Here is a 26,701-nt window from a genome sequence, read left to right as displayed (position 1 = left end):
CCGCGCGCAGGATAAATCCCAGAAACAATGTTATTGTGCATTGCACAACGCCGAACGATACGTCATTCGTGGCGTCCCCAATTCCTGACTGCGAGCCCGATCGATGACCAAAAGTCTGACGAAATTATGGCTGGGCGGTGTAAAACGCATGCTGTCCCCATCGGCCAAACGCGCGGCGCGCGACGTCGAGCGCATCGCGCGCGACGTGATCGACGCCGCCGCGTCACCCGTCTCCGCCTCGTCGCCCGTCTCCGCCGATCTGTCCCCTTCGCCCGTGCGCGAGTCGCGGGTGCGGCCGCGCGCGGCCGCGTGGGCGGCCGGCGAGTGGACGCGCGGCGAACATCCGATGGCACCCGCGATCGGCCGCCTCGTCCAGCTTCTTTCCTATGGCCTGTATGTGCCGTCCGGCCGCCGGCGCACCAGGATGCCGCTGGTCGTGATGCTGCACGGCTGCACGCAGACCGTTGACGAATTCGTGCAGGGCACCCGGATGAACCTGCTCGCCGACCGCTACGGATTCGCGGTGCTGTATCCGGAACAGTCGCTGCGCGCGCATGCGCATGGCTGCTGGCACTGGTACGAAGATACCGAGCGCGCCGGCCGCGGCGAGGCGCACACGGTCGCGTCGCTGGTCGACGCGCTGGTCGACGCGCACGGTTTCGACGCGTCGCGCGTATACGCTGCGGGATTGTCGGCCGGCGCGGGCCTCGCATCGCTGCTCGCGCTGCATTTCCCGGACCGCTTCGCGGCGGTCGCGCTGCACTCCGGGCCCGCGCTCGGCGAAGCGCATTCGGGCATCACCGCGATGGACGTGATGCGGCGCGGCGTGCGGCAGAATCCGGCCGCGGCGGTCGACGCGCTGATCGGCGACGACGCGTTTCCGGGCATGCCCGCGCTGATCGTCCATGGCGACGGCGATCACGTGGTCTCGCCGAAGAACGCAGATCAGCTTGCCGTCCAGTTCCTGCGCCTGAACGGGATGGCGGACAGCCACGGTGCGCTGCGCGGCGGCCAGCGCGTCGAAGCGCGCGAAGCCGGTGCGCAGGTCTGCGATTACCAGCGCGACGGCGAATCGGTCGTCCGTCTGTGTCACGTGAAGGGGCTCGATCACGCGTGGGCGGGCGGCGACGAGGCCGTACCGTTCCACTCGGCGCTCGGCCCCGATGCGAGCAAGATGATCTGGGCCTTTTTCGAAACGCATCGCCGCACTGTGGCGGCGGAACGACGCACGGGCTGATCGGTGCTGGCAAGTTTTAAGGGTTTTCCCTATAATTCGGGAAAACACCTAGTCGAAAACCCTTGGACTTGCGAGATCGATCATGTACCTGCTGAGCCACCTCTTCCTGATGCTGACCAAGAACGCCGAGCGGGCCGCGAAAGAGCGTGCCGATGCTTACCTGGCTGAAGCGTCCGACATTTACGATCTCGAGTTCCGCATGCGCAAGATCGACCGCGAAGCGGCGATGAACCGCCCGTATTCGTTCGGCGCGCGTTAAGCGGCATCGGGCGGGCGGGTCGGCCCGCCGATCCGGCAAGTCGCGCAAAAAAAGGGCGCGTGCGGCATCAAGCCGCACGCGCCCTTTTTGCATTCGCGGCGCGCGTCGCGTCAGACGACCGTCAGGCGCACCGGCACGTTGTTGCGGGTCGCGTTCGAGTACGGGCACACCTGGTGCGCCTTCTCGACGAGCGCTTGCGCGTCGGCCTTGTCGAGGCCCGGCAGCGACACGCGCAGTTCGACGTCGAGCCCGAAGCCGCCTGCGTCGTTCGGGCCGATGCCCACTTCGGCCGTGACCTGCGTGTCGGCCGGGATCGCCTGCTTGCTCTGGCCGGCGACGAATTTCATCGCGCTCAGGAAGCACGCCGAGTAACCTGCGGCAAACAGCTGCTCGGGATTCGTGCCTTCCGCGCCGGTGCCGCCCAGTTCGCGCGGTGCCGCGAGCTTCACTTCCAGCTTGTTGTCTGCGGATACTGCGCGGCCATCGCGGCCGCCCGTGCTCGTTGCGCTCGTCTTGTACAGAATGTTCATGGTGCAGCTCCTGTCGGAAGGTGGGAAGAGCGGTCCGGTCAAGCGGGATGTGGCCGGCCACGGACAAAATATAGAACACAAATCATTAGTGTGCAAATTAAATTTCAAAAAAATTGCCCGGGCGGGCCGGGCAGCCGGACGAGTCAATGCTCGTCGGTGGCCGACAGCGCGTCACGGAGCTGCTTCAGGTCCGCGCGCAGCCGGATCAGGAACTCCGGTGTTTGCCGCATTGCGCAGAACAGGTCGGCGGGCACCGAGCGCGCCTTTTCCTTCAGCGTGCGCCCGTCAGATGTCAGGCGTACGTTCACCACGCGCTCGTCGGCCGCGCTGCGAACGCGCTCGACATAGCCGAGCGCTTCCAGCCGCTTGAGCAGCGGCGTGACCGTTGCCGGGTCGAGATCGAGGCGCGCGGCGATGTCCTTGACCGCGATGTCGTCGCGTTCCCACAGCACGAGCATCGCGAGATATTGGGGATAGGTGAGCGACAGCTTGTCGAGCAACGGCTTGTACGCTTTCGTCATCGCGTGCGAAGTCGAGTAGAGCGCGAAGCACAATTGCTCGTCGAGCGTTTGCGGATAGGCGGGCGGGCGATCCATGATTCGAAATGCGCGGGGGTGGCGCAAACCATTTGCATGCAAATTATTTTGCGCGCAAATGATTCGCTTGAACAGTAGCGCCCGGCACGGGCGGTGCGTGTGGCGGTGAAGGCGGGGCGATGCCGCGGCGTGGTCGGCGCAGGCCGGCGAGGCCTGCGCCGACCAGCCGACAAGGGTCAGCGGCCCGTCGACGGCTTCGTCGGCGCGCCGGGTTCCTGCACGCCGAAGCAGCCGCGATAGGTCGCGTAGAACGAGCAGTACAGCATCGTGACGATGATGATCGTCACCGGCATCATGAGCGTCAGCGCATACGCGCCCGCGCCGAGCGCCTGCAGCAGCAGCGACAGCACGAGCGAGGTGCCGAGCGCGACGCCGAACCAGAGCAGGCCGTACACGGTGAACGCGCCGCGGTTGCGCCAGCAGCTGACGATGCTGAAGAACAGCGCCTTCGCGGGCGGGATGTCGTGCCATGCGGTGAGCACCGGCGCGAACCAGAACAGCATCGCGACCGGCGTGTACAGCAGCGTCGCGAGCAGCAGCGCGCCGAGCGTGCCTTGCGCCGCGAGCGATTCGGGCGTCGCACTCGTATCGGCCGTCGCGCCCATCATCGCGCTGAACAGCGCGCCGCCATCCATCACCGACGACACGCCGAACACGAACACCATCGACACGACGTAGATCACGCCGAGCACGAGCAGCCGCTGGGTCGTGACGTGGCCGTACGAGCGGAAGCCGTCGACGAGTATCGTCGGCATCACCGGCTTGCCGGCCACCGTATCGCGGCACGCGGCCATGAAGCCGACCGCGATGCCCGGGATGAACAACAGCGGCAGCGCCGCGCCGATCACCGGCACCATCGACACCAGCGTGATCGCCAGCAGGTACGTGAAGAACAGCGTGATGAAAGCGAGCGGGTTCCGGCGGAACAGCCAGATACCCTGTCGGAACCAGACATAGCCCGTCTTCGCGGGCACTTCGATCAGTTGCATGCGGTTTGGGTCTCGGGAAGCACAGGCAGATGCGCGATACGCTCGCGCAGGATGCGTTCGAAATGGCCGGGGTCGTGCGGCTTGAGCATCTCGGCCGCGCGGGGCAGGTGGAAGTCGTACAGACGCGATACCCAGAAGCGGTACGCGCCGGCGCGCAGCATGTCGCTCCAGTGGCGCCGCTCCTCCGCCGTGAACGGGCGGACGGTCTGGTAGGCGCGCAGCAGCGCATCGGCGCGCGCCGTGTCGAGCACGCCCGTTGCGAGGTCGACGCACCAGTCGTTGACGGTCACCGCGACGTCGAACAGCCACTTGTCGCAGCCGGCGAAATAGAAATCGAAGAAGCCGCCGAGCCGCACCTTGTGGCCCGTGTCGGGCGCCGCGTGCGCGAACAGCGCGTTGTCGCGGAACAGGTCGCAGTGACACGGGCCGCCGGGCAGCGCCGCGTAGTCGGCGGAGCCGAAGAAGCGCGCCTGATGGGCGAGCTCGCCTTCGAGCAGCGCGAGCTGTTCGGCCGTCACGAACGGCGCGATGGCCGGCACGTTCTCCTGCCACCACGGCAGGCTGCGCAGGTTCGGCTGGTAGCGCGGGTAGTCGCGGCCGGCGAGGTGCATGCGCGCGAGCATCTGCCCGACCTCGATGCAGTGTTCGATGCCGGGCGCGAGCTCGGTCGCGCCGTCGAGCTTCGTGACGATCGCGGCCGGCTTGCCGTGCAGCTCGCCGAACAGCGCGCCGTCGTCGCGCGGGATCGGGTCCGGCACCGGCACGCCGTGGCCGGCCAAGTGGCGCATCAGGTCGAGATAGAACGGCAGCTGTTCGGCTGTCAGCTTTTCGAAGATCGTGAGGACGTATTCGCCGCGCGTCGTCGTCAGGAAAAAGTTGCTGTTCTCGATGCCGGACGGAATGCCGCGGAACGCGACGACATCGCCCAGCGCGTAGTGGCGCATCCAGTGCGCGAGATCGGAGTCGGAAACAGCAGTGAATACGGCCATGCGAGATGCGTCGAGTCAGGTTGGGCGGGCACGCGTGCCGCGTGCGTCGCGAAATGGGAAGCGGGGAGAGCCCGTGCGCCGCTGCCGGGGCCGGCGCGGCGCGGGCCGAGCGTCAATAGTGCAGGTTGATCGACGGCAGGCGCGTGATCGGAATGCTCGCGTCGTGCGGCTTCGGCGACGTGTCCGGCGACGCGCTCATCTGGTAGCGGGTGCCGAAGTTCGACTTCACGTCGATCTCGACCGGCTTGCCGCGATCGCGGTATTCGGTGACCTCGGTGCCGTTCTTGCTCTTCGTATGAAAGCTCGGCGTGCGGCGGATGTCGCCGAAATCGACCTTGGACGTGACTTCGGCGCCGGGGCGGTTGATCTTCCGGAGATCCGGCAGGCCGGCGGCTTCGTTGGCATCGGCCTGCGCTTGCGCGTCGGCGCTCGGCGTGCCGCCGGCGGCGTGGGCGGCGCTGGCGACGGCGAATGCGGCGGCGGCAGCGACGAGAATGAGCGGCTTCATTGTGACTCTCCCAATTAACCGTTCAATTTTAGCAAATACTGCGCGTCGTCCGGCCGCTTGCTTGCGGCGCGTGACCGGCAGTCTGACAAGGTTCCGTGGTAATGTCGACTGATCAGACGAGGTGATGAAAATGAAGAACGATTTGAGCCGCAGACACCGGATGCTGACCCCGGAAAATCCGCCGGTCGAAGGATTCGACGACCCGATCGCCGCCGTCGCGCGGCTGTCCGCCATCTACGAGGCCAATGCCGGCTTCCTGCGCGATGCGTTCGCACGCTATCGGCGCCACGAACCGATCACCGAGCACGTGCGCGCGTGCTATCCGTTCGTGCGGGTCCGCACGGACGTCAACACGCACGTCGATTCGCGCCGCTCGTACGGTTTCGTCGCCGGCCCCGGCGTGTTCGAGACGACGGTGACCCGACCCGATCTGTTCTCGAACTACTATCGCGAACAATTGCGCCTGCTTGCGAAGAACCACCAGGTGAAGATCGAGGTCGGCGTGTCGTCGCAGCCGATCCCCGTTCATTTCGCGTTCCCGGAAGGCATCCATCTCGAAGGCGAGCTCGACCGCGACAGCCTGCTCGCGATGCGCGACGTGTTCGATACGCCGGATCTGTCGTATCTCGACGACCGCATCGTCAACGGCACGTTCGAGCCGGCGCCGGGCGAACCGCATCCGCTCGCGCTGTTCACGGCCGCGCGGGTCGACTTCTCGCTGCACCGGCTGCGCCACTACACCGCGACGTCACCGACGCATTTCCAGAACTACGTGCTCTACACGAACTACCAGTTCTACATCGACGAATTTGTGAAGCTCGGCCGCATGATGATGACGGAGAGCGACGATCCCGACGTGCGCGCGTACCGCAGCGAGTACAGCGCGTTCGTCGAGCCGGGCGACGTCGTCACGTACAACGAGAACCTCGGCAGCGAGCCGGCTGAAGGCTCGGCGCCGCCGCGCCTGCCGCAGATGCCCGCGTACCACCTGAAGCGCGCGGACGGCAGCGGGATCACGATGGTCAATATCGGCGTCGGTCCGTCGAACGCGAAGACGATCACCGACCACATCGCGGTGCTGCGCCCGCATGCGTGGGTGATGCTCGGCCACTGCGCGGGTCTGCGCAACACGCAGCGCCTCGGCGACTACGTGCTCGCGCACGGCTACGTGCGCGAGGATCACGTGCTCGACGCCGACCTGCCGCTGTGGGTGCCGATTCCGGCGCTCGCCGAAGTGCAGCTCGCGCTCGAGCGCGCGGTGGCGGACGTCACGCGGCTCGACGGCGCGGAGCTGAAGCGCGTGATGCGGACCGGCACGGTCGCGAGCGTCGACAACCGTAACTGGGAGCTGCGCGATCACCGCGAGCCCGTGCAGCGGCTGTCGCAAAGCCGTGCGATCGCGCTCGACATGGAAAGCGCGACGATCGCCGCGAACGGTTTCCGTTTCCGCGTGCCGTACGGCACGCTGCTGTGCGTGTCGGACAAGCCGCTGCACGGCGAGCTGAAGCTGCCGGGGATGGCCGACCAGTTCTATCGCGCGCAGGTCGACCAGCATCTGCAGATCGGCGTGAAGGCGATGGAGATCCTGCGGACCAACGGGCTCGACAAGCTGCATAGCCGCAAGCTGCGGAGCTTTGCGGAAGTGGCGTTCCAATAAGGTTCGCGCGTGGCCGGTAACAGCCGGGGCGTCGGCGCGGCTGCCGTCGGGCAGCCGTATGCGGCTGGCCTGCGGCCCGACGACCGGTAAGCGCATCATTGCCGCATTCGGTTGTCGACGGAGTGGCCGACTGCATGATCGACGAGAAATTTCTTTTCCCCCGCCCGCCGGTTTCGGTCGTCGCGGTGGGTGATAGCGGGGAAGCGTTGCTGATCCGCGCGGTGCTCGAAAGTCTTGGCGCGTCGGTGAGCCTGCACTTGCCGGGGACACCGCAGGACCTGCTGCTGGTGCTGGGCGACACGACGACCAACAGCCAGTATCTGATCATCAGCGGCCACGGCAATCAGGATGGCTTCGTGATGGGCGAATATGACGAAGGGATCGACGTATCGCTGCTGACGAACGGCAGCCTGCCGCCGGATGCGCTTGCCGGGAACATGCGGCTGCAGGGGCGAGTCGTCGTGAGCACGGCTTGCGAGACTGGCACGTCCGCGTTTGGCCGCGCGTTCGTGGACGGTGGCGCGTCCGCCTATATCGCGCCGCGCGGCTTGCCGGACGGCGCCGACGCGGCGCTGTTCGTCCACCGCCTGTTTCATATGGTCCTCGCGCGGCGGATGTCGATTCGGGACGCGCTGCGTAAAGCCCGGACTTATGACGACGCGAGCGAGATGTTCGTCGGGTACGGCGACGTCGTGTGCCATTGAACGAAGGCCGCCCTCGAGCCGAAGCCCGGCGGGCGGCCTGGATGTTGTGCCGGATGGTCAGCGCATCGCGCCGTTCAGCATTCGCCCTTCTTCGCGTGTCCCGGCGGGCAGTGGTAGCCGTGCCCGCGATGACGCTGATAGTCTTCCCATTCGCGGCGCTCCCAGTAGCGGCGGCCGTCCCAGTAGCGGTCGCCGTGCCAGCCGATGACGACGACGGGAGCGGGCGCGATCACGACGGGGGCAGGCGCCGGCGCGACGATGACCGGTGCGGGCGTGCCGATGTTCACGTCGACGTTCACGGCATGGGCGAGGCCGGACAACGAGAGGCCCAGGCTGGCGAAGGCAAGGGCGGTCAGCGAGCGTTTCATGGAGTTTCCCCGAGTGTTGTGAAGAGCGTGGCGCGACGAAGCAGGGCGCGCGAGGCTGCGCACACGTTCGGTGCCGCAACGCGGCGCCGTTGGATCGAAGTGTGTTGCGAAGTGTGCCGCGAAGTTTGCCGTCTTGCGGACCGGATGGCGAACAGGTTTTGTTACAGCAGATTGGCGTGGTTGCGGGGACGAGGGCGCGCACGCGGGGACGTATCGTACGCGCCGATTTGACAATGCGACGCCGCAACGCCGCATTTGCCGTGGCGCAGCATCCGTCGAACGGCGGCCGGATTTGACGTTCGCGAGCCGGCCACGGAACTGGTCACGATAATGCGGCGTTACAAAATGCATCGCGTACGGCCGGTGGCGCCGCGCGACGCGCTGCCCGCAACGGGGCAATGCGAGCCGGGAACCCATCACGAGTACCCGGGCCGCGAGCATGACACTTACAGGTAGAACATCCGGTCTTCTTCCGGACGCGGCGGATGCTCTTCCTCGCCTTCCTCCTCGCCGCGGTCCTCGTAGAACGCGAGCACGGCGTCGAGCACCTGGTCCGGATCGTCGATCACCTGCATCAGGTCCATGTCTTCCGCATTGATGAGCCCGTTCGGGATCAGCTGGTCGCGGAACCATTGCAGCAGCCCCTGCCAGAACGTGCTGCCGACAAGGATGATCGGCACGAGGCGCGACTTCTTCGTCTGGATCAGCGTGAGCACTTCGGACAACTCGTCGAGCGTGCCGAAGCCGCCCGGCATCACGATCACCGCATCGGAGTTCTTCACGAACGTGACCTTGCGCGTGAAGAAGTGACGGAAGCGCAGCGAGATGTCCTGGTAGTGGTTGCCGGCCTGCTCGTGCGGCAGCTCGATGTTCAGGCCAACGGACGGCGCCTTGCCGGCATGCGCGCCCTTGTTCGCGGCTTCCATGATGCCGGGGCCGCCGCCGGAGATCACCGCGAAGCCGGCGTCGGACAGCTTGCGCGCGATCTGCACCGCGAGCTTGTAGTGCGGCGTATCGGGTTTGAGACGGGCAGAACCGTAGATGCTGACGGCCGGGCGGATCTCCGACAGGTACTCGGTCGCCTCGATAAACTCTGCCATAATCGTGAACATCTGCCACGATGCGCGCGCCTTCTTGGCCGTCGCGCGTTCTTGATCTGCGAGCGAACGCAGACTCGGAATCACTTTTCTCTTGTTCATAATGCCTGAAGAACGAAATCTGGAAGGTAAGACCCTGCTATTGGTTGACGGTTCGAGCTATCTGTATCGGGCTTACCATGCGATGCCTGATTTGCGTGGCCCTGGCGGGGAGCCGACCGGAGCGCTCTACGGAATCATCAACATGCTGCGCCGTATGCGCAAGGAAGTCAGTGCAGAGTATAGCGCTTGCGTGTTCGATGCAAAGGGCAAGACATTCCGCGATGACCTCTATGCCGACTATAAGGCAAACCGTCCGTCGATGCCGTCCGATCTCGCGTTGCAGGTCGAGCCGATCCACGGCGCCGTGCGCGCGCTCGGCTGGCCGCTGCTGATGGTCGAGGGCGTCGAGGCCGACGACGTGATCGGCACGCTCGCGCGCGAAGCGGAGCGCCACGGGATGAAGGTGGTCGTGTCGACGGGCGACAAGGATCTCGCGCAGCTCGTCAGCGACGCCGTCTCGCTCGTCAACACGATGACCAACGAGACGCTCGACCGCGACGGCGTGATCGCGAAGTTCGGCGTGCCGCCGGAGCGGATCATCGATTATCTGGCACTGATCGGCGACACCGTCGACAACGTGCCGGGCGTCGAGAAATGCGGGCCGAAGACGGCCGTGAAGTGGTTGACGCAGTACGACAGCCTCGATGGCGTGATCGAGCATGCGAACGAGATCAAGGGCGTCGTCGGCGACAACCTGCGTCGCGCGCTTGATTTCCTGCCGCTCGGCCGCAAGCTCGTGACCGTCGAGACCGCGTGCGATCTCGCGCCGCACCTCGAATCGATCGAAGCGACGCTGGCGACCTGCGGCGAGGCGCGCGACCTGCTGCGCGACATCTTCGCGCGTTACGGTTTCAAGACGTGGCTGCGCGAAATCGACAGCGCGCCCGCGGAAGGCAACGCAGTCGACGTGGCGGACGGTGAGCCGGCGCCGGTGATCGCAGCGGCCATCGCGCGCGAATACGACACGATCCAGACCTGGGCGCAGTTCGACGCATGGTTCGCAAAGATCGACGCGGCCGTGCTGACCGCGTTCGACACCGAGACGACGTCGCTCGATCCGATGGCCGCGCGTCTCGTCGGCCTGTCGTTCTCGGTTGAGCCGGGCAAGGCCGCGTACCTGCCGGTCGCGCACCGCGGCCCCGACATGCCGGAGCAACTGCCGATCGACGACGTGCTCGCGCGGCTGAAGCCGTGGCTCGAATCGGCCGCGCACAAGAAGGTCGGCCAGCACCTGAAGTACGACGCGCAGGTGCTCGCGAACTACGGGATCGAACTGAACGGCATCGAGCACGACACGCTGCTCGAATCGTACGTGCTCGAGTCGCACCGCACGCACGACATGGACAGCCTCGCGCTGCGTCATCTGGGCGTCAAGACGATCAAGTATGAGGACGTCGCTGGCAAGGGCGCGAAGCAGATCGGCTTCGACGACGTGGCACTTGCGCAGGCCGCCGAGTACGCGGCCGAAGACGCGGACATCACGCTGCAGCTTCATCACGCGCTGTATCCGCAGGTCGCGCGCGAACCGGGCCTCGAACGCGTGTATCGCGAGATCGAGATGCCGGTGTCGCTCGTGCTGCGCAAGATGGAGCGCACGGGCGTGCTGATCGACGACGCGCGCCTGCAGGCGCAGAGCACCGAAATCGCGACGCGTCTGATCGAGCTCGAAGCGCAGGCTTACGAACTGGCAGGTGGCGAGTTCAACCTCGGTTCTCCGAAGCAGATCGGCCAGATCTTCTTCGAGAAGCTGCAGCTGCCGGTGGTGAAGAAGACGCCGAGCGGCGCGCCGTCGACCGACGAAGAGGTGCTGCAGAAGCTGGCCGAGGACTACCCGCTGCCGAAGCTGCTGCTCGAGCACCGCGGGCTGTCGAAGCTGAAGTCGACCTACACCGACAAGCTGCCGCGGATGGTCAATCCGGAAACGGGGCGCGTGCACACGAACTACGCGCAGGCGGTCGCGGTCACGGGCCGCCTCGCGTCGAACGACCCCAATCTTCAGAACATTCCGGTGCGCACGGCCGAAGGCCGGCGGATCCGCGAGGCGTTCGTCGCGCCGCCGGGCCACCAGATCGTGTCGGCCGACTATTCGCAGATCGAACTGCGGATCATGGCGCACATCTCGGGCGATGCGTCGCTGCTGCGCGCGTTTTCGCAGGGCGAGGACATCCACCGTGCGACGGCGGCCGAAGTGTTCGGCGTGACGCCGCTCGAGGTCAATGTGGACCAGCGCCGGATCGCGAAGGTGATCAACTTCGGGCTGATCTACGGGATGAGCGCGTTCGGCCTCGCGTCGAACCTCGGCATCACGCGCGACGCCGCGAAGCTGTACATCGACCGGTATTTCGCGCGCTACCCGGGCGTCGCGCAATATATGGTGGACACGCGCGAAGTCGCGAAGGAGAAGGGTTACGTCGAAACCGTTTTCGGCCGCCGTCTGTGGCTGCCGGAAATCAACGGCGGTAACGGCCCGCGTCGCCAGGCGGCCGAGCGCGCGGCGATCAATGCGCCGATGCAGGGCACGGCGGCGGACCTGATCAAGCTGTCGATGATCGCCGTCGACGACTGGCTCGCGCGTGACGGGCTCGCGTCGCGGATGATCATGCAGGTGCACGACGAACTGGTGCTCGAAGTGCCCGACGGCGAGCTGTCGCTGGTCCGCGAAAAGCTGCCGGAGATGATGTGTGGCGTCGCGAAGCTCAAGGTGCCGCTCGTCGCCGAAGTGGGCGCCGGCGCAAATTGGGAAGAGGCGCACTGACCGATACCGATACACGTTCCCCGTGACCTGCGACATATTGTTGCAGCGATGTCACTTATCGAGATGGTTTGCTTGTCGTCAACGCGCAAGCTCCCGGACAATGCAGGTGGTCTTGTCATTGACGCGGGGCTGCGCGCCCCGCGTGCCGGGAGCGGTCGCATCGAAGTGTTTCGAACTGCACATCGATGATGTCCGAACCGGTTAATCCACGAGACGTCGCGCGCGCATCGCGTGCGCGACGTCCGGCGGCAGCAGTTTCGAATCGCAAAGGGGGAATCGGATGCATCGGATCATCATCGTAGGCGGAGGCGCGGGCGGCCTGGAACTGGCGACGCGGCTCGGCGACCGTTACGGCGCGCGCGGCAAGCATCCCGCGCGTGCGCTCGTCACGCTCGTCGACCGCAATCCGACGCACATCTGGAAGCCGCTGCTGCATGAAGTGGCGGCCGGCAGCATGGACCCGTTCACGCAGGAGCTCGAATACGCGGCGCAGGCGCGCTGGCACGGTTTCGAATTCCAGCAGGGCGGGCTGACCGGGCTCGATCGCGCGGCGAAGCGCATTACGCTCGCGCCCGTCAACGACAGCGACGGCGAGGAACTGCTGCCGGCGCGCGAGCTCGAGTACGACACGCTCGTGATCGCGATCGGCAGCACCACGCACTTCTTCGGCGTGCAGGGCGCGGCGGAAAACTCGATCGCGCTCGACACGGTGGGCGAGGCCGAACGCTTCCGCAAGCGACTGATCGCCGCGTGCATGCGCGCCGAGCACCAGAGCCCGGCGCCGGCTGCGTCGGGCGCACCGGGTGACGTGGCCGAGCCGCGCATCCAGGTCGCGATCGTCGGCGGCGGCGCTACCGGCGTCGAGCTGTCCGCCGAGCTGCGCAACACCGCGCAGGTGCTGTCCGCGTACGGGCTGCACAAGCTCGACCCGCGACACGACGTCGGCATCGTGCTGATCGAATCGGGGCCGCGGATTCTCCCTGCGCTGCAGGAGCGCGTGTCGTCGGCGACGGCCGAACTGCTCGAAAAACTCGGCGTGCGGCTGATGCTCAGTGAACGCGTGACCGAGGTCGCGCCCGGGGCCGTTCATACCGCGAGTGGCAAGACGGTGCGCGCCGACCTGACGGTCTGGGCCGCCGGCATCAAGGCGCCGCCCGTGCTCGCGAATCTCGATGGTCTCCAGGTCAACAAGCTCGGCCAGCTCGACGTGCGCCGCACGCTGCAGACCTTTACCGACGACAACGTGTTCGCGCTTGGCGATTGCGCGGCATGCGCATGGCCCGGCAACGAGCGCAACGTGCCGCCGCGTGCGCAGGCCGCGCACCAGCAGGCGAACTTCCTGCTGAAGGCGCTCGGATGTCGGCTCGACGGGCGTCCGTTGCCCGAGTTCACGTATCGCGACCTCGGCTCGCTCGTGTCGCTCGGCCATTTCAGCGCAGTCGGCAACCTGATGGGCGGGCTGATCGGTGGCAACATGTTGATCGAAGGGCTGTTCGCGCGCTTCATGTACATGTCGCTGTATCGGCTGCACATCGCGGCTTTGCACGGCTATCCGCGGATGATGCTCGATACGGTCGCGCACTGGCTGCGACGCACGACGCTGCCGCGCGTCAAGCTGCACTGACAGTGCGAGCACGCGTCGGCGAGCGGCGCGGCGCGCGGATTGCAAGGGCCTCGGACGCGGCAGTCGCGCTGCATGAAGCGTCCTGTCGTAACCGAGTCTTACAATTCTAACAGTTGACTCGGCAACGGATCATTGGGCATCTTGTACAGGTTTCCATATGCGGCGCCGCGCCGATCGCCGCAACGTCACGCCAAGCGCGAGTTCGTGACGGCGGTGCCCAATCGAGGAGTGCATTGATGTTGAAACCCGAAGTCGACAGCCTGGTTCCCCACGTTCCGTTTTCGCGCCGCAAGTTCATGCAGGCGGCGCTCGGCGGCACCTTTGCAGCGGCGGTGCTGCCCGTGTCGGCACAGACGATCACGACCGACAGTACGGGGCTGGACGCGGGCACCGTCGAGATCCGTTCGGGCGATGCGAGCGTGCCCGCGTATCGCGCGCAGCCGCAGGACAAGACCAACCTGCCGGTCGTGATCGTGATTCACGAGATCTTCGGCGTACACGCGCACATTGCCGACGTCTGCCGCCGCTTCGCGAAGCTCGGTTATCTGGCAATCGCTCCCGAGCTGTTCGCGCGGCAGGGCGATGCATCGAAGTATCCGTCGATCCAGGCACTCGTCGAGCATGTCGTCAGCAAGGTGCCGGACCGGCAGGTGACCGAGGATCTCGATGCGGCCGTCGCATGGGCCGGCAAGAATGGCGGTGACCTGTCGCGCGTGGGCGTGATGGGGTTCTGCTGGGGCGGGCGCCAGGCGTGGCTGTACGCGGAGCACAATCCGCATGTGCGCGCGGCGGTGGCGTGGTACGGGTTCGTCGACGGCAAGACCGACGAGATGACGCCGTTCAACCCGGTCGATCGTGCATCGACGCTGGATGTGCCGGTGCTCGGGCTGTACGGTGCGAAGGATACGAACATCTCGCAGGCGTCGCTTGCGACCATGCGCGAGAAGATCCAGGCGAGCGCGTCGAAGCGCGCGCACGAATCGGAGTTCGTCGTGTATCCGGATGCCGGCCACGCGTTCTTCGCCGATTACCGGCCGAGCTATGTGAAGGCCGATGCCGAGGATGGCTGGAATCGCGCGATCGCGTGGTTCCACAAGTACGGCGTGATGTGAACGGCAAGCGGCGGCTTGCGCCGCCGCCGAGTCAATGTGCCGGGTGCGATGTTATGGCGTCGGGCCCGTGGCGACCGGCCGTGCCGGGTCGGCGCACCATTCGCTCCACGAACCGGGGTACAGCGATGCGCCGTGCAGGCCGGCGACTTCCATCGCGAGCGCATTGTGGCAGGCGGTCACGCCGGAACCGCATTGCAGGATCACGCGATTCGGATCGATGCCGCCCAGCAGCGTCGAGAAGGTCTCGCGCAGTTCGTGGCCGGTCTTGAAGCGGCCGTCCGCGCTCAGGTTGTCCTTGAAGAAGCGGTTGAGCGCGCCGGGGATATGGCCGCCGACCGGATCGATCGTTTCGTTCTCGCCGCGATAGCGATCGGGTGCGCGCGCATCGATAACGGTTCGCGTGCGCGACGTCAGATTCGCGAGCACGGCCTGCGCGTCGACCGTCGATTCAAGCGGCGCCGCCGCGTGAAAATCGCCGCGCGACGGGTGAGTGGTTTCGACCGTCAGCGGCTGGCCGGCCGCTTCCCATGCTTGCAGCCCGCCGTCGAGCACGGCGACCGAATCATGCCCGAGCCAGCGCAGCAGCCACCACAACCGCGCCGCGTATGCGCCGCCTTGCGCGTCGTATGCGACGACCTGCTGCCCCTGCCTGAGCCCGCGATCGGCGAGCGTCGCGACAAGCGCATCGCGCGACGGCAGCGGATGGCGGCCGTTGGTGCCGGTCTTGCGGCCCGACAGGTCGCGGTCGAGGTGGAGGTATTGTGCGCCGGTAATGTGGCCGGCCGCATACGCGGCTTCGCCCGCACCCGTAGCCGCGAGATCGAAACGGCAGTCGAACAGTGCGACGCTGCCGGGGGCGGCCGCGAGCCGCTCGGCGAGATTGGCCGCGGAGATGAGCGTAGTGTAATGAGTATGGGGCATGACGGCTCCTGATTGAGCAAACGGCCTGATGTACTAAGTCTAAACAAAAAAGACGGGCCGAAGCCCGTCTTTTCGTCATGCATCGTGATGCGGAAACCGCATGCCTGTGTCAGAGGTCGCCGAGGTGGCTGCGCAGGAACTCGTGGAAGTGCTGCATGCCGTCTTCCATCGGGCTCTGATACGGGCCGACCTGCGATTCGCCGCGCGCCATCAGTGCACGGCGGCCCGCGTCCATCCGCATCGCGATTTCGTCGTCCTCGACGGCCGTTTCCATGTAGGCGGCGCGCTCGGCCTCGACGAACTCGCGCTCGAACAGCGCAATTTCCTCGGGGTAATAGAACTCGACGATGTTGGTCGTCTTCTGCGGGCCGCGCGGGATCAGCCACGACACGACGAGCACGTGCGGATACCACTCGATCATCAGGCCCGGGTAGTAGACCATCCAGATCGCGCCGAACTCCGGCGGCTCGCCGTTGCGGAACTTCAGCACCTGCTCGTGCCACGTCTTGTACGTCGCGCTGCCCGGCTTCGCGAGCGCGTTGTGCACGCCGACCGTCTGCACGCTGTACCAGTCGCCGAACTCCCATTTCAGGTCGTCGCACGACACGAAGCTGCCGAGGCCCGGATGGAACGGGACGACGTGGTAATCCTCGAGGTAGACCTCGATGAACGTCTTCCAGTTGTAGTCGCACTCGTGCACTTCGACGTGATCGAAGTGGTACTCGGAGAAGTCGAAGTGATGCTTCGTGCCGAGGTTCGCGAGGTCGCGCGCGACGTTCCGGCCTTCGTCCTCGAACAGCAGCCCCTGCCAGTTCTGCAGCGGGCTCTTGCCGAGGTTCAGGCAAGGCTTGTCGGGGAAGTGCGGCGCACCGAGCAGCTGGCCTTCCAGATCGTACGTCCAGCGGTGCAGCGGGCACACGATGTTCTGCGTGTGGCCGCGCCCGTTGAGCATGATCGCCTGCCGGTGGCGGCAGACGTTCGACAACAGTTCGACCTGGTTCGCCGGGTTGCGGACCAGCACGCGGCCCTCCTGTTCGGAAGGCAGCGCAAAATAATCCCCCGCCTCGGGCACCATCAACTCGTGCCCGACGTAACGAGGTCCTTTCTTGAAGAGGGTTTCGATCTCGCGCTGAAGTAGCGCCTCATCGAAGTATGCAGTGACTGGAAGCTGGCTGTGAGCCGACTTCAACTGAAGCGCATCGCTCAGATTGGACATTCCCACTCCCGGTGTTAGCGTGAAAGCAGTGAACAACCCAACCATCGAAAATTCGATTTAGGGAAACCGGGAATTATACCCGGATCCCCAAGCAAGGCTAGGATTAAGTGCCTGATTTGTGTCAATTTTTTGTCGGGCGCACATTTGCAGGTGGGCAATGTGCAACAGAGATGGGGCAGGAGCGGGGGCGGGCGATCCAAGTCGGCAGGTCGGAAAATTCTCTTTTGCCGTAGAATGTCCGACTTGTTTTGAAATTTGACACTTCGTCCATGGCGAAAACCGCATCCCCTGGCGCCGCGCCGGCCGGCAACGGCACCGAACCGCTGCCGGACAGTTACGAGATGGCGCTCGCGGAGCTCGAGGCGCTGGTTGCCCGGATGGAAGGCGGCGCGTTGAGTCTCGAGGATTCGCTCGCGGCGTACCGCCGTGGGGCGGCACTCGTTGCGTTTTGCCAACAGCAACTCGAAAAAGTGGAGCAGCAGGTGCGTGTGCTCGACGGCGCGACCCTGAAGCCGCTTTCGGCCGGAACGGCCGCCACGGACGGCGAAGACGACGATCTATGACATTCGAACAATGGATGCGGTCCGTGCTCGACCGCGTCGAGGACGCACTCGGCCACTATTTGCCGGCTGAAACTGTGGTGCCCGCGCAACTCCACGAAGCGATGCGCTACGCGGTCCTCGGAGGCGGCAAACGCGTTCGCCCGCTGCTGTGCCATGCGGCAGGCGAACTGACCGGCGCGTCGGAAGCGGCGCGCAATGCGGCGGCGGCGGCGCTGGAGATGATCCACGTCTATTCGCTCGTGCATGACGACATGCCGTGCATGGACGACGACGCGCTGCGGCGCGGCAAGCCGACCGTGCACGTCAAATATGACGAACCGACCGCATTGCTGGTCGGCGACGCGCTGCAGTCGCAGGCCTTCGTCGCGCTGACCGATGCCGAAGTGCTCGCGCCGGCGCAGCAGGCCGCGCTCGTGCGCGAACTGGCGCTGGCGAGCGGCTCGATCGGCATGGCCGGCGGGCAGGCGATCGATCTGGCGAGCGTCGGCATCAAGCTGACGCGCGAACAGCTCGAGACGATGCACCGGATGAAGACGGGCGCGCTGCTGCGCGCCGCCGTCCGGATGGGCGCGCTGGCGGGCGAAACGCCGTCCGCGGAAGCGATGGCCTCGCTCGACGTCTATGCGGCGGCGGTGGGGCTCGCGTTCCAGGTCGTCGACGACATTCTCGACGTCACGACCGATTCGGCAACGCTTGGCAAGACGGCCGGCAAGGACGCCGCCAACGACAAGCCGACCTATGTGTCGCTGCTCGGCCTCGACGCATCGCGCGAGCTGGCCGCCCAGCTGCGTGCCGAAGCGCACGCCGCGCTGCAACCGTTCGGCGCACGCGCACTGCGGCTCGCCGAACTTGCCGACCTGGTGGTGAACCGGGTCAGCTGACGCGAAAGCCCGCCGCCGCGCACACGCTACGGGTGTGTGCAACAGAATGCGGGCGCGTTTGATTTCCTACAATGGAACGACGATGTACGACTTGCTGAAAACTATCGACGATCCGGCCGACCTGCGCCGTCTTGATCGCCGTCAACTGCAACCGCTCGCCGACGAGCTGCGTTCGTTCGTGCTCGACAGCGTGTCGAAGACGGGCGGCCACTTGTCGTCCAATCTCGGGACGGTCGAGCTGACGATCGCGTTGCACTACGTGTTCAACACGCCGAACGACCGTATCGTCTGGGATGTGGGCCACCAGACCTATCCGCACAAGATCCTGACCGGTCGCCGCGACCAGATGCACTCGCTGCGTCAGCTCGACGGCATCTCGGGCTTCCCGCGGCGGACCGAATCGGAGTACGACACGTTCGGCACCGCGCACTCGAGCACGTCGATCTCGGCCGCGCTCGGCATGGCGATCGGCAGCCAGCTGAACGGCGACGACCGCTTCTCGATCGCGGTGATCGGCGATGGCGCGATGACGGCCGGCATGGCGTTCGAGGCGATGAACAACGCCGGCGTGTCCGAGGACGCGAAGCTGCTCGTGATCCTCAACGACAACGACATGTCGATCTCGCCGCCGGTCGGCGCGCTGAACCGCCATCTCGCCCGCCTGATGTCGGGCCGCTTCTATGCGGCTGCGCGCGCTGGCGTCGAGCGCGTGCTGAGCGTCGCACCGCCGGTGCTCGAACTCGCGCGCAAGCTCGAGGAGCATGCGAAGGGCATGGTCGTGCCCGCGACGCTGTTCGAGGAGTTCGGCTTCAACTACATCGGCCCGATCGACGGTCACGATCTCGACTCGCTGATCCCGACGCTGCAGAACATCAAGGAACTGCGCGGTCCGCAGTTCCTGCACGTGGTGACCAAGAAAGGCCAGGGCTACAAGCTCGCCGAAGCCGATCCGGTGCTTTACCACGGCCCGGGCAAGTTCAATCCGGCGGAAGGCATCAAGCCGTCGGCGACGCCCGCGAAGAAGACCTACACGCAGGTGTTCGGCGAATGGCTGTGCGACGAGGCCGAGCGCGATTCGCGCGTGGTCGGCATCACGCCCGCGATGCGCGAAGGCTCCGGCATGGTCGAATTCGAGAGGCGCTTCAAGGATCGCTATTACGACGTCGGCATCGCCGAGCAGCACGCGGTGACGTTCGCGGGCGGCCTCGCGACCGAAGGGCTGAAGCCCGTCGTCGCGATCTACTCGACGTTCCTGCAGCGCGGGTACGACCAGCTGATCCACGACGTCGCATTGCAGAACCTGCCGGTCGTGTTCGCGATCGACCGTGCGGGCCTGGTCGGCGCCGACGGCGCGACGCACGCGGGTGCGTACGATCTCGCGTTCATGCGCTGCATTCCGAACATGACGATCATGGTCGCATCCGACGAGAACGAATGCCGCCAGATGCTGCACACCGCGCTGCAGCAGCCGAACACGACTGCGGTGCGCTATCCGCGCGGCGCGGGCGCCGGCGTGCCGACGGTGAAGGAATTCACCGAGATCCCGGTGGGCAAGGGCGAAGTGCGTCGCCGCACGTCGCAGCCGGAAGGCAAGCGCATTGCGATCCTCGCGTTCGGCACGATGGTTGCACCGTCGCTGGCCGCGGCCGAGGAACTCGATGCGACCGTCGCGAACATGCGCTTCGTGAAGCCGATCGACGCCGAGCTCGTGCGCGAGCTGGCCGAGACGCACGATTACCTCGTCACGGCCGAGGAAGGCTGCGTGATGGGCGGTGCGGGTTCCGCATGCGTGGAAGCCCTGATGGAGAGTGGGGTTATCCGACCCGTACTACAATTGGGCCTCCCTGACCGCTTCATCGATCACGGTGACCCCGCGAAGCTGCTGTCGCAATGCGGCCTCGACGGCGCGGGCATCGCGAAATCGATTCGCGAACGCTTCCTGAATCCGGCGGCTGCCGTCGCCGACCAGGCCAAGCGCGTCGCGTAAGCCGGCGCCGCCAGTTGGCGGCGTCGACGCGACTGGCGAACCCCGGTCTTTCATTGATGCGGAAAACATGGGCCTGCGGGCCCATGTTGTTTTTCCGGCATGCCGCTTGCGGCGGCGCGCGCGTAGTCGAGCGCGCGGCTTATAAGGATTGAAGAAGATGAACCAGATGAATCCCGCCTTCGTGATGCCCGACGTGCAGAGCACGGTGGATACCCGTCAGATTCCGATTCAGCGCGTGGGCGTGAAGGCGGTCCGGCATCCGTTGACGGTGCGCACCGAGAGCGGTGACGTGCAGCCGACCGTCGGCCTCTGGAACCTCGACGTCCATCTGCCCGCCGACCAGAAGGGCACGCACATGTCGCGTTTCGTCGCGCTGCTCGAAGAGCATCGCACGCCGCTGACGACCGAGCTGTTTCGCACGATGCTCGCAGCGATGCTGGAGAAGCTCGAGGCCGAGGCGGGCCGCATCGAGGTGACGTTCCCGTATTTTGTGAACAAGACGGCGCCGGTGTCGGGCGTCCAGAGTCTGCTGGACTACGAAGTGACGCTCGCGGGCGAAAGCCGCGGCGGCGCGACGCGCCTGTTCCTGAAGGTGCTGGTGCCGGTCACGAGCCTGTGCCCGTGCTCGAAGAAGATCTCGCAGTATGGCGCGCACAACCAGCGCTCGCACGTGACGATCGATGCCGAGCTGGCGGCCGACGTGCCGGTCGAGGCGTTGATCCGGATGGCCGAGGAAGAGGCGTCGTGCGAACTGTGGGGGCTGCTGAAGCGCCCGGACGAGAAGTTCGTGACCGAGCGCGCGTACGAGAATCCGAAGTTCGTCGAGGATCTCGTGCGCGACGTCGCGCAGCGGCTGGATCGCGACGAGCGCATCGTTGCGTACGTGCTCGAGGCCGAAAACTTCGAATCGATTCACAACCACAGCGCTTATGCGCTGATCGAGCGCGACAAGCGGCTGGCCGCGTAACGTGTAACGCATAACGCGCGACACGCGACGCATCGTCCCGCATCGGCAAAAAGGCCGCTCAGTTCGAGCGGCCTTTTTTTCACATGCGCGGCGCGCGGTGCGGATCGATGTGTGCGGCGGCGCTCAGCGCGCGAGCGATGCGAGATCCCAGCGCGGTTTCACGGTGAACGCGTAGTCGGCATTGGCCTGCTCGGGCCAGCGTGCGAGCCGCAGCGCGCCGGCGAGTGCGATCATCGCGCCGTTGTCGGTGCAAAGCGCGAGGTCGGGGTAGTGCACGTCGAAGCCGCGCTTTGCGGCTGCGGCCGACAGCGCGTCGCGCAACTGGCGGTTCGCGCCGACACCGCCCGCGACGACGAGGCGCTTGAGTTTCGTCTTCTTGAGCGCCGCGAGCGATTTCGCGACGAGCACGTCGACGGCCGCGTCGACGAAGCCGCGTGCGAGATCGGCCTTCGCGCGTTCGAGCGCAGCGCCGGACAACTTCGCGGCCTCGAACTTCTTCATCTGCGTCAGCACGGCGGTTTTCAGGCCGCTGAAGCTGAAATCGAGATCGCCGGAATGCAGCATCGGACGCGGCAGTACGACGGCGCCCGGCGTGCCGGTTTCGGCGAGCTTCGACACTTCCGGTCCGCCCGGGTAGCCGAGGCCGATCAGCTTTGCGGTCTTGTCGAACGCTTCGCCGGCTGCGTCGTCGAGCGTCTCGCCGAGCGTCTCGTAGACGCCGACGTCGGTCACGCGCATCAGCTGCGTGTGGCCGCCCGACACGAGCAGCGCGACGAACGGGAACGGCGGCGGCTCCGCGACGAGCAGCGGCGACAGCAGGTGGCCCTCGAGGTGATGAATGCCGACGGTCGGCTTGTTCCAGGCCAGCGCCAGCGCATTCGCGATGCTCGCGCCGACGAGCAGCGCGCCGGCGAGCCCCGGACCCTGCGTGAACGCGATCGCGTCGATCTCTTCGCGCCGCGTGCCGCTTTTCTCGATCACCTCCTCGAGCAGCGGCAGTGCGCGGCGGATATGGTCGCGCGACGCGAGCTCGGGCACGACGCCGCCGTAGTCGCGGTGCATCGCGATCTGCGAGTGGAGCGCGTGCGCGAGCAAGCCGCGCTGCGTGTCGTAGAGCGCGAGGCCGGTTTCGTCACAGGAGCTTTCGATGCCGAGAACGAGCATGGTGTGGGGCAGGGCGTGCCGTGTCGCGGGCGACGCCGGAATGTCAACGTAACCGAAAAGTATAGCAGGCCGACGCGCTGCGCCGCTGGCGGTGGCGCGGGCCGGGTACAATCCGCGCCATGGAAACCTACGATATCGCCGTGATCGGCGCGGGCGCCGCCGGCATGATGAGCGCCGCGGTCGCCGGGCAGCTCGGCCGCCGCGTGGTGCTGGTCGATCATGCGCCGCGCCTGGCCGAGAAGATCCGCATCTCCGGTGGCGGCCGCTGCAACTTCACGAACCTGTACGCGGGCCCCGACAACTACCTGTCGGCCAATCCGCATTTCGCCCGTTCGGCGCTCGCCCGCTACACGCCGCGGGACTTCCTCGGGCTGCTCAAGCGCCATCACGTGACCTGGCACGAAAAACACAAGGGCCAGCTGTTCTGCGACCACGGCAGCGACGCGATCATCGATGTGCTGAAGAGCGAGTGCGACGGTGGCGGCATTGCGTGGCGCCGGCCGGTCGTCGTCGACGCGGTGCGCCACGCGCCGGCGGACGGCTTCACGCTCGACACGCAGGCCGGACAGATTGCCGCGCGCGCGCTGATCATCGCGACGGGCGGCCTGTCGATCCCGAAGATCGGTGCGACCGACTTCGGCTACCGGATCGCGAAGCAGTTCGGTCACAAGCTCGTCGATACGCGGCCCGCGCTCGTGCCGCTGACGTTTGCGGTGCAGGACTGGGAGCCGTTTGCCGCGCTGTCCGGCGTGGCGCTCGAGGTGCGCGTGTCGACCGGCGACCGCAAGCGCGGCGGGGAGTTCGTCGAGGACCTGCTGCTCACGCATCGCGGCCTGTCGGGGCCGGGCATCCTGCAGATTTCGAGCTACTGGCAGCCGGGCGAGCCGATTCGCGTCGACCTGCTGCCGCAGCGTGACGCAGTGGCCGACCTGCTCGAGGCGAAGCGCGGGTCGCGGCGCCAGATCGGTTCGCTGCTCGCGGACTGGGTGCCTTCGCGGCTCGCGCACGTGTGGCTCGACACGCATCGCGTGGCCGCCGATGCGCGGCTGGCCGACCTGCCGGACAAGACGCTGCGCCAGATCGGTGACGCGCTCGGCGGCTGGACGCTGACGCCGAACGGCACCGAGGGCTACAAGAAGGCCGAGGTGACGAAGGGTGGCGTGGATACGCGCGAGCTGTCGTCGGCGACGATGATGAGCGCGCGGGTGCCGGGCCTCTTCTTCATCGGCGAGGCGGTCGACGTGACGGGCTGGCTCGGCGGCTACAACTTCCAGTGGGCGTGGGCGTCCGGCGTGGCGGCCGGGCAGGCAGCCGCGGAGTTCGCGCGCGGCGCTTGACGCGCTGATGTCCTTGTGTAAAGGGTCTGCTATACTCAATAATCTTTTCCTGCAAACCTTTTTTTTGCGTGTCGGGTCATGACGATCATTCGCGTTAAAGAAAACGAGCCGTTTGAAGTTGCCATGCGTCGCTTCAAGCGCACGATCGAAAAGAACGGTCTGCTGACCGAACTGCGTGCGCGGGAGTTCTTCGAGAAGCCGACGGCCGAGCGCAAGCGCAAGAAGGCTGCAGCCGTGAAGCGTCACTACAAGCGCATCCGCAGCCAGATGCTGCCGAAGAAGCTGTACTGAACGATGTTTGCGCCGCGCGGTTCGCTGAGCGGCGCACCGGCGGCTCCCGTGCGAGTCGCCGATGCCGGATTCGAGCAACCCGCTTGAGACAGTGTCCCAAGCGGGTTTTTGTGTTGACGTCCGTTGGCGGGCGTCGGATTCACGTTTCCATTCCCGGGTGAAAGATGAGTTTGAAAGAGCAGATCAGCGAAGACATGAAGACCGCGATGCGCGCGAAGGACACCGAGCGCCTCGCGACGATTCGCCTGCTGATGGCCGCGATCAAGCAACGTGAGGTCGACGAGCAGATCACGCTCGACGACGCCGCGGTGACGGCCGTGATCGACAAGATGATCAAGCAGCGCAAGGATTCGATCAGCCAGTTCCAGGCGGCAGCCCGTGACGACCTGGTCGCGAAGGAGCAGGCCGAGCTGAACGTGCTGAGCGGCTACATGCCCCAGCAGCTGTCGGAGGCCGAGGTGGCCGCCGAAGTGCAGGCCGCGGTCACGGAGACGGGCGCAGCCGGTCCGCAGGACATGGGCAAGGTGATGGGCGTGCTGAAGGGCAAGCTCGCCGGCCGCGCCGACATGACTGCCGTTTCAGCGCTCGTCAAGGCCGCGCTGTCCAAGTAAAACCCGTGCCCGGCGTGCGCATGCATTGCGCGCGCCGGGGCGTCGCATTGTCTTTTTCCGTACTATCCCCCGGTGATTCCGCATTCGTTCCTGCAGGATTTGCTGAACCGCGTCGATATCGTCGACGTGGTGGGCCGCTATGTGCAGCTCAAGAAGGGCGGCGCCAATTTCATGGGGCTGTGCCCGTTCCACAACGAAAAGAGCCCGTCGTTCACCGTCAGCCCGACCAAGCAGTTCTATCACTGCTTCGGCTGCGGCGCGCATGGCACGGCGATCGGCTTCCTGATAGAGCATGCGGGCCTGACGTTCCCTGAGGCCGTGCAGGAGCTCGCGCAGTCGGTCGGCCTGTCGGTGCCGCACGAGCCGTCCCCGATGCGTGGCGGCGGGGGCGGCGGTGGTGGCGACTATCCGGCGCAGCCGGCGGTTTCGAAATCGGTCGCGACCGCGCTGTCCGACGTGATGGCCGCCGCGTGCGATTACTACCGCAAGCAACTGCGTGGCGCGCCGGACGCGATCCAGTACCTGAAGAAACGGGGGCTGACCGGTGAGGTCGCGGCCCGGTTCGGGCTCGGCTATGCGCCGGACGGCTGGCAGAACCTCGAAACGGCGTTCCCGGACTATCGGAACGACGCGCTCGTCGAGTCCGGGCTCGTGATCGTCAGCGAGAAGACTGATGCGCAGGGCGTTGCGCGGCGCTACGACCGGTTCCGCGAGCGGATCATGTTCCCGATCCGCAACGTGAAGGGGCAGGTGATCGGCTTCGGCGGCCGCGTGCTGGGCGCCGGCGAGCCGAAATATTTGAATTCGCCGGAAACGCCATTATTTAACAAGGGCAGCGAACTTTACGGGCTGTTCGAGGCGCGACTCGCGATTCGCGAGCGCAAGTACGTGCTCGTCGTCGAAGGCTACATGGACGTCGTTGCGCTCGCGCAGCTCGGGTTCCCGAACGCGGTTGCGACGCTCGGCACGGCCTGTACGCCGATCCACGTGCAGAAGCTGCTGCGGCAGACCGACACGGTGATCTTCAGCTTCGACGGCGACTCGGCCGGGCGCCGCGCGGCGCGGCGTGCGCTCGAGGCGTGCCTGCCGCATGCGGCGGACAACCGGACGATCCGGTTCCTTTTCCTGCCGACCGAGCACGATCCGGACAGCTACGTGCGCGAATTCGGCGCCGACGCGTTTTCCGAGCAGGTCGAGCGTGCGATGCCGCTGTCGCAGTTCCTGCTGAACGAGGCGATCGCCGGCAAGGCGCTCGACCAGCCGGAAGGCCGTGCGAAGGCGCTGTTCGATGCGAAGCCGATGTTGCAGGCGCTGCCTGCGAATGCGTTGCGGGCGCAGATCATGCACATGATCGCGGACCGTCTCGACATTCCGTTCGAAGAGGTGGCGGGGCTGTCCGACGTCGATGCGCGGATCGTCGCGCCGCCGCGCCAGGCGCCCGCGCGCAGCGAGCGGCGCCGCGTGACGGACAGCGAGAAGCGTGCGCTGCGCAACCTGGTGATGCATCCGCGCATCGGCACGCAGCTCGACGACGAGCAGGTTGCGACGCTGCGGGCGCTGCCGCGGATCGGGGAACTGTTCGGCGAAGTCGTCGAGCACGCGCGTGCGCTGGGCGACGCGGCGGAGTTCAGATTGCTGTCGGATGTGCTGCGGACGTCCTCGAACGCGGCGACTTACGAGGAAATCTTCCGCGAAATTCTGGACTATGATGAAAACGTCCGCGATTTGCTGTTACAGAATCCGGACGACGAGTCGGTGGCCGAGCGGCAGCGCGAGCAGGAGCGGATTGCGGGGGAAGAGCTGCAGGCGGCGGTGTTCAAGATGCGCTACGACGCATGTTGCGACCGGCTCGACCGGCTTTCGCGGCAATCCGCGTTCACCCCGGAGGAATTGGCGGAATTGACGGAATTGAACCAGCAGCGAACCGACATGAAGCGTCGGCTCGGGCTGTAGGCAGGCGGGGCGCCAGGAGAGGGTTACCCCGCGTGCTATAATATAAGGTTTCCAGCGGTTTGTTTTCTAAGCAGAGGCGAGATTCGCAATGGCAAAGACAACAGGCGGAAAGAAAGCAACAGGCAAAGGCTCGACGGAGCCGACCACGAAGGTCACAGCGGCCAAGTCTGCTTCTTCCACCAGGACAGTGTCTTTCGCCACATCGGCTCCTGCCAGAAAAAAAACCGCGGCCGGCACTGCTCAGGCTGGGCCGGCGCCGGCAGCCGGAACACGGGCTGCCGCG

The 26,701-nt window shown here is 66.1% G+C and carries 26 protein-coding genes; 15 read left to right on the top strand and 11 right to left on the bottom strand.

What is annotated here, in order from left to right; genetic code table 11:
• The first annotated feature begins 103 nt into the window (after positions 1-103).
• A complete protein-coding gene (locus tag G3N94_RS08915) occupies positions 104-1,237 on the top strand; it encodes a PHB depolymerase family esterase (protein ID WP_205792011.1) in 1,134 nt (377 codons plus the stop codon).
• A gap of 82 nt (positions 1,238-1,319) precedes the next feature.
• The gene (locus G3N94_RS08910; RefSeq protein WP_205792010.1) at positions 1,320-1,496 is read left to right on the top strand and encodes a DUF3563 family protein; all 177 of its coding nucleotides are present in this window, start codon (positions 1,320-1,322) and stop codon (positions 1,494-1,496) included.
• Positions 1,497-1,606: 110 nt separating this feature from the next.
• Here G3N94_RS08910 and G3N94_RS08905 read toward each other — a convergent pair whose 3' ends face one another.
• The 5 genes from G3N94_RS08905 to G3N94_RS08885 all read right to left on the bottom strand — a co-directional run bounded on the left by G3N94_RS08905 (position 1,607) and on the right by G3N94_RS08885 (position 5,108).
• A complete protein-coding gene (locus G3N94_RS08905) occupies positions 1,607-2,026 on the bottom strand; it encodes an organic hydroperoxide resistance protein (protein ID WP_124600527.1) in 420 nt (139 codons plus the stop codon).
• Positions 2,027-2,169: 143 nt separating this feature from the next.
• Complete coding sequence (locus tag G3N94_RS08900; RefSeq protein WP_205792009.1) at positions 2,170-2,622, bottom strand: MarR family transcriptional regulator; 453 nt, start codon at positions 2,620-2,622, stop codon at positions 2,170-2,172.
• Positions 2,623-2,798: 176 nt separating this feature from the next.
• Positions 2,799-3,611: a BPSS1780 family membrane protein gene (locus G3N94_RS08895; protein WP_205792008.1), complete on the bottom strand. Its 813-nt coding sequence runs from the start codon at positions 3,609-3,611 to the stop codon at positions 2,799-2,801.
• Entirely contained in the window at positions 3,602-4,600 is a 999-nt protein-coding gene (locus G3N94_RS08890; RefSeq protein WP_205792007.1) for a homoserine kinase, read from the bottom strand. Before G3N94_RS08890 ends, G3N94_RS08895 begins: the two co-directional genes overlap by 10 nt.
• Positions 4,601-4,712: 112 nt before the next feature.
• Complete coding sequence (locus G3N94_RS08885; protein WP_205792006.1) at positions 4,713-5,108, bottom strand: hypothetical protein; 396 nt, start codon at positions 5,106-5,108, stop codon at positions 4,713-4,715.
• Between the two features lie 130 nt (positions 5,109-5,238).
• Between G3N94_RS08885 and G3N94_RS08880 the strand changes: the two genes are divergently transcribed.
• Together G3N94_RS08880 and G3N94_RS08875 are read left to right on the top strand one after the other, a co-directional pair.
• Positions 5,239-6,765: an AMP nucleosidase gene (locus G3N94_RS08880; protein WP_205792005.1), complete on the top strand. Its 1,527-nt coding sequence runs from the start codon at positions 5,239-5,241 to the stop codon at positions 6,763-6,765.
• Positions 6,766-6,899: 134 nt separating this feature from the next.
• A complete protein-coding gene (locus tag G3N94_RS08875) occupies positions 6,900-7,469 on the top strand; it encodes a hypothetical protein (protein WP_205792004.1) in 570 nt (189 codons plus the stop codon).
• Between the two features lie 74 nt (positions 7,470-7,543).
• Here G3N94_RS08875 and G3N94_RS08870 read toward each other — a convergent pair whose 3' ends face one another.
• Both G3N94_RS08870 and G3N94_RS08865 read right to left on the bottom strand, forming a co-directional pair.
• A complete protein-coding gene (locus tag G3N94_RS08870) occupies positions 7,544-7,837 on the bottom strand; it encodes a hypothetical protein (RefSeq protein WP_205792003.1) in 294 nt (97 codons plus the stop codon).
• A gap of 446 nt (positions 7,838-8,283) precedes the next feature.
• Complete coding sequence (locus G3N94_RS08865; RefSeq protein ID WP_124600534.1) at positions 8,284-9,036, bottom strand: TIGR00730 family Rossman fold protein; 753 nt, start codon at positions 9,034-9,036, stop codon at positions 8,284-8,286.
• A 1-nt stretch (position 9,037) separates the two neighbouring features.
• Here G3N94_RS08865 and polA point away from each other — a divergent pair, with 1 nt between their 5' ends.
• The 3 genes from polA (at position 9,038) to G3N94_RS08850 (ending at position 14,527) form a co-directional block, all read left to right on the top strand.
• Positions 9,038-11,791, top strand: coding sequence for a DNA polymerase I (gene polA / locus G3N94_RS08860; RefSeq protein WP_205792002.1), 2,754 nt, complete (start codon positions 9,038-9,040; stop codon positions 11,789-11,791).
• A gap of 280 nt (positions 11,792-12,071) precedes the next feature.
• On the top strand, positions 12,072-13,415 hold the full coding sequence (locus G3N94_RS08855) for an NAD(P)/FAD-dependent oxidoreductase (protein WP_205792001.1): 1,344 nt from the start codon (positions 12,072-12,074) through the stop codon (positions 13,413-13,415).
• Positions 13,416-13,651: 236 nt separating this feature from the next.
• Complete coding sequence (locus G3N94_RS08850; RefSeq protein ID WP_205792000.1) at positions 13,652-14,527, top strand: dienelactone hydrolase family protein; 876 nt, start codon at positions 13,652-13,654, stop codon at positions 14,525-14,527.
• 51 nt (positions 14,528-14,578) lie between these two features.
• Here the strand turns inward: G3N94_RS08850 and G3N94_RS08845 are convergent, their stop codons facing one another.
• Both G3N94_RS08845 and G3N94_RS08840 read right to left on the bottom strand, forming a co-directional pair.
• Complete coding sequence (locus tag G3N94_RS08845; protein WP_205791999.1) at positions 14,579-15,448, bottom strand: sulfurtransferase; 870 nt, start codon at positions 15,446-15,448, stop codon at positions 14,579-14,581.
• 109 nt (positions 15,449-15,557) lie between these two features.
• Positions 15,558-16,664 carry an aromatic ring-hydroxylating dioxygenase subunit alpha gene (locus tag G3N94_RS08840; protein WP_205791998.1) on the bottom strand — a complete coding sequence of 369 codons (1,107 nt, stop codon included), beginning with the start codon at positions 16,662-16,664 and terminating at the stop codon, positions 15,558-15,560.
• A 269-nt stretch (positions 16,665-16,933) separates the two neighbouring features.
• Between G3N94_RS08840 and G3N94_RS08835 the strand changes: the two genes are divergently transcribed.
• The 4 genes from G3N94_RS08835 (at position 16,934) to folE2 (ending at position 21,062) form a co-directional block, all read left to right on the top strand.
• On the top strand, positions 16,934-17,227 hold the full coding sequence (locus tag G3N94_RS08835) for an exodeoxyribonuclease VII small subunit (protein ID WP_205791997.1): 294 nt from the start codon (positions 16,934-16,936) through the stop codon (positions 17,225-17,227).
• Positions 17,224-18,108, top strand: coding sequence for a farnesyl diphosphate synthase (locus tag G3N94_RS08830; RefSeq protein ID WP_205791996.1), 885 nt, complete (start codon positions 17,224-17,226; stop codon positions 18,106-18,108). Before G3N94_RS08835 ends, G3N94_RS08830 begins: the two co-directional genes overlap by 4 nt.
• An 82-nt stretch (positions 18,109-18,190) precedes the next feature.
• Positions 18,191-20,095, top strand: coding sequence for a 1-deoxy-D-xylulose-5-phosphate synthase (gene dxs / locus G3N94_RS08825; RefSeq protein WP_205791995.1), 1,905 nt, complete (start codon positions 18,191-18,193; stop codon positions 20,093-20,095).
• 157 nt (positions 20,096-20,252) lie between these two features.
• Positions 20,253-21,062 carry a GTP cyclohydrolase FolE2 gene (folE2, locus tag G3N94_RS08820; protein ID WP_205791994.1) on the top strand — a complete coding sequence of 270 codons (810 nt, stop codon included), beginning with the start codon at positions 20,253-20,255 and terminating at the stop codon, positions 21,060-21,062.
• 123 nt (positions 21,063-21,185) lie between these two features.
• Here the strand turns inward: folE2 and tsaD are convergent, their stop codons facing one another.
• Positions 21,186-22,226 carry a tRNA (adenosine(37)-N6)-threonylcarbamoyltransferase complex transferase subunit TsaD gene (tsaD, locus tag G3N94_RS08815; RefSeq protein WP_205791993.1) on the bottom strand — a complete coding sequence of 347 codons (1,041 nt, stop codon included), beginning with the start codon at positions 22,224-22,226 and terminating at the stop codon, positions 21,186-21,188.
• Between the two features lie 110 nt (positions 22,227-22,336).
• Between tsaD and G3N94_RS08810 the strand changes: the two genes are divergently transcribed.
• From G3N94_RS08810 to dnaG, 4 genes are all read left to right on the top strand, one after another.
• Complete coding sequence (locus tag G3N94_RS08810; protein WP_346778673.1) at positions 22,337-23,563, top strand: NAD(P)/FAD-dependent oxidoreductase; 1,227 nt, start codon at positions 22,337-22,339, stop codon at positions 23,561-23,563.
• Between the two features lie 78 nt (positions 23,564-23,641).
• Positions 23,642-23,854 carry a 30S ribosomal protein S21 gene (gene rpsU, locus G3N94_RS08805; protein ID WP_205791991.1) on the top strand — a complete coding sequence of 71 codons (213 nt, stop codon included), beginning with the start codon at positions 23,642-23,644 and terminating at the stop codon, positions 23,852-23,854.
• A 164-nt stretch (positions 23,855-24,018) separates the two neighbouring features.
• Positions 24,019-24,465 (top strand): GatB/YqeY domain-containing protein, encoded by a 447-nt coding sequence (locus tag G3N94_RS08800; protein WP_205791990.1) that lies wholly within the window; start codon positions 24,019-24,021, stop codon positions 24,463-24,465.
• A gap of 72 nt (positions 24,466-24,537) precedes the next feature.
• Complete coding sequence (gene dnaG, locus G3N94_RS08795) at positions 24,538-26,418, top strand: DNA primase (protein WP_205791989.1); 1,881 nt, start codon at positions 24,538-24,540, stop codon at positions 26,416-26,418.
• Between the two features lie 66 nt (positions 26,419-26,484).
• Here the strand turns inward: dnaG and G3N94_RS43175 are convergent, their stop codons facing one another.
• Complete coding sequence (locus G3N94_RS43175; protein WP_346778672.1) at positions 26,485-26,619, bottom strand: hypothetical protein; 135 nt, start codon at positions 26,617-26,619, stop codon at positions 26,485-26,487.
• Positions 26,620-26,701: the final 82 nt, after the last annotated feature.

Source organism: Burkholderia sp. Ac-20353 (genome assembly GCF_017104785.1).
Taxonomy (GTDB): Bacteria; Pseudomonadota; Gammaproteobacteria; order Burkholderiales; family Burkholderiaceae; genus Burkholderia.
Note: the sequence above shows the minus strand (reverse complement) of the source record. Positions and strands in the feature narration are given on the sequence as shown.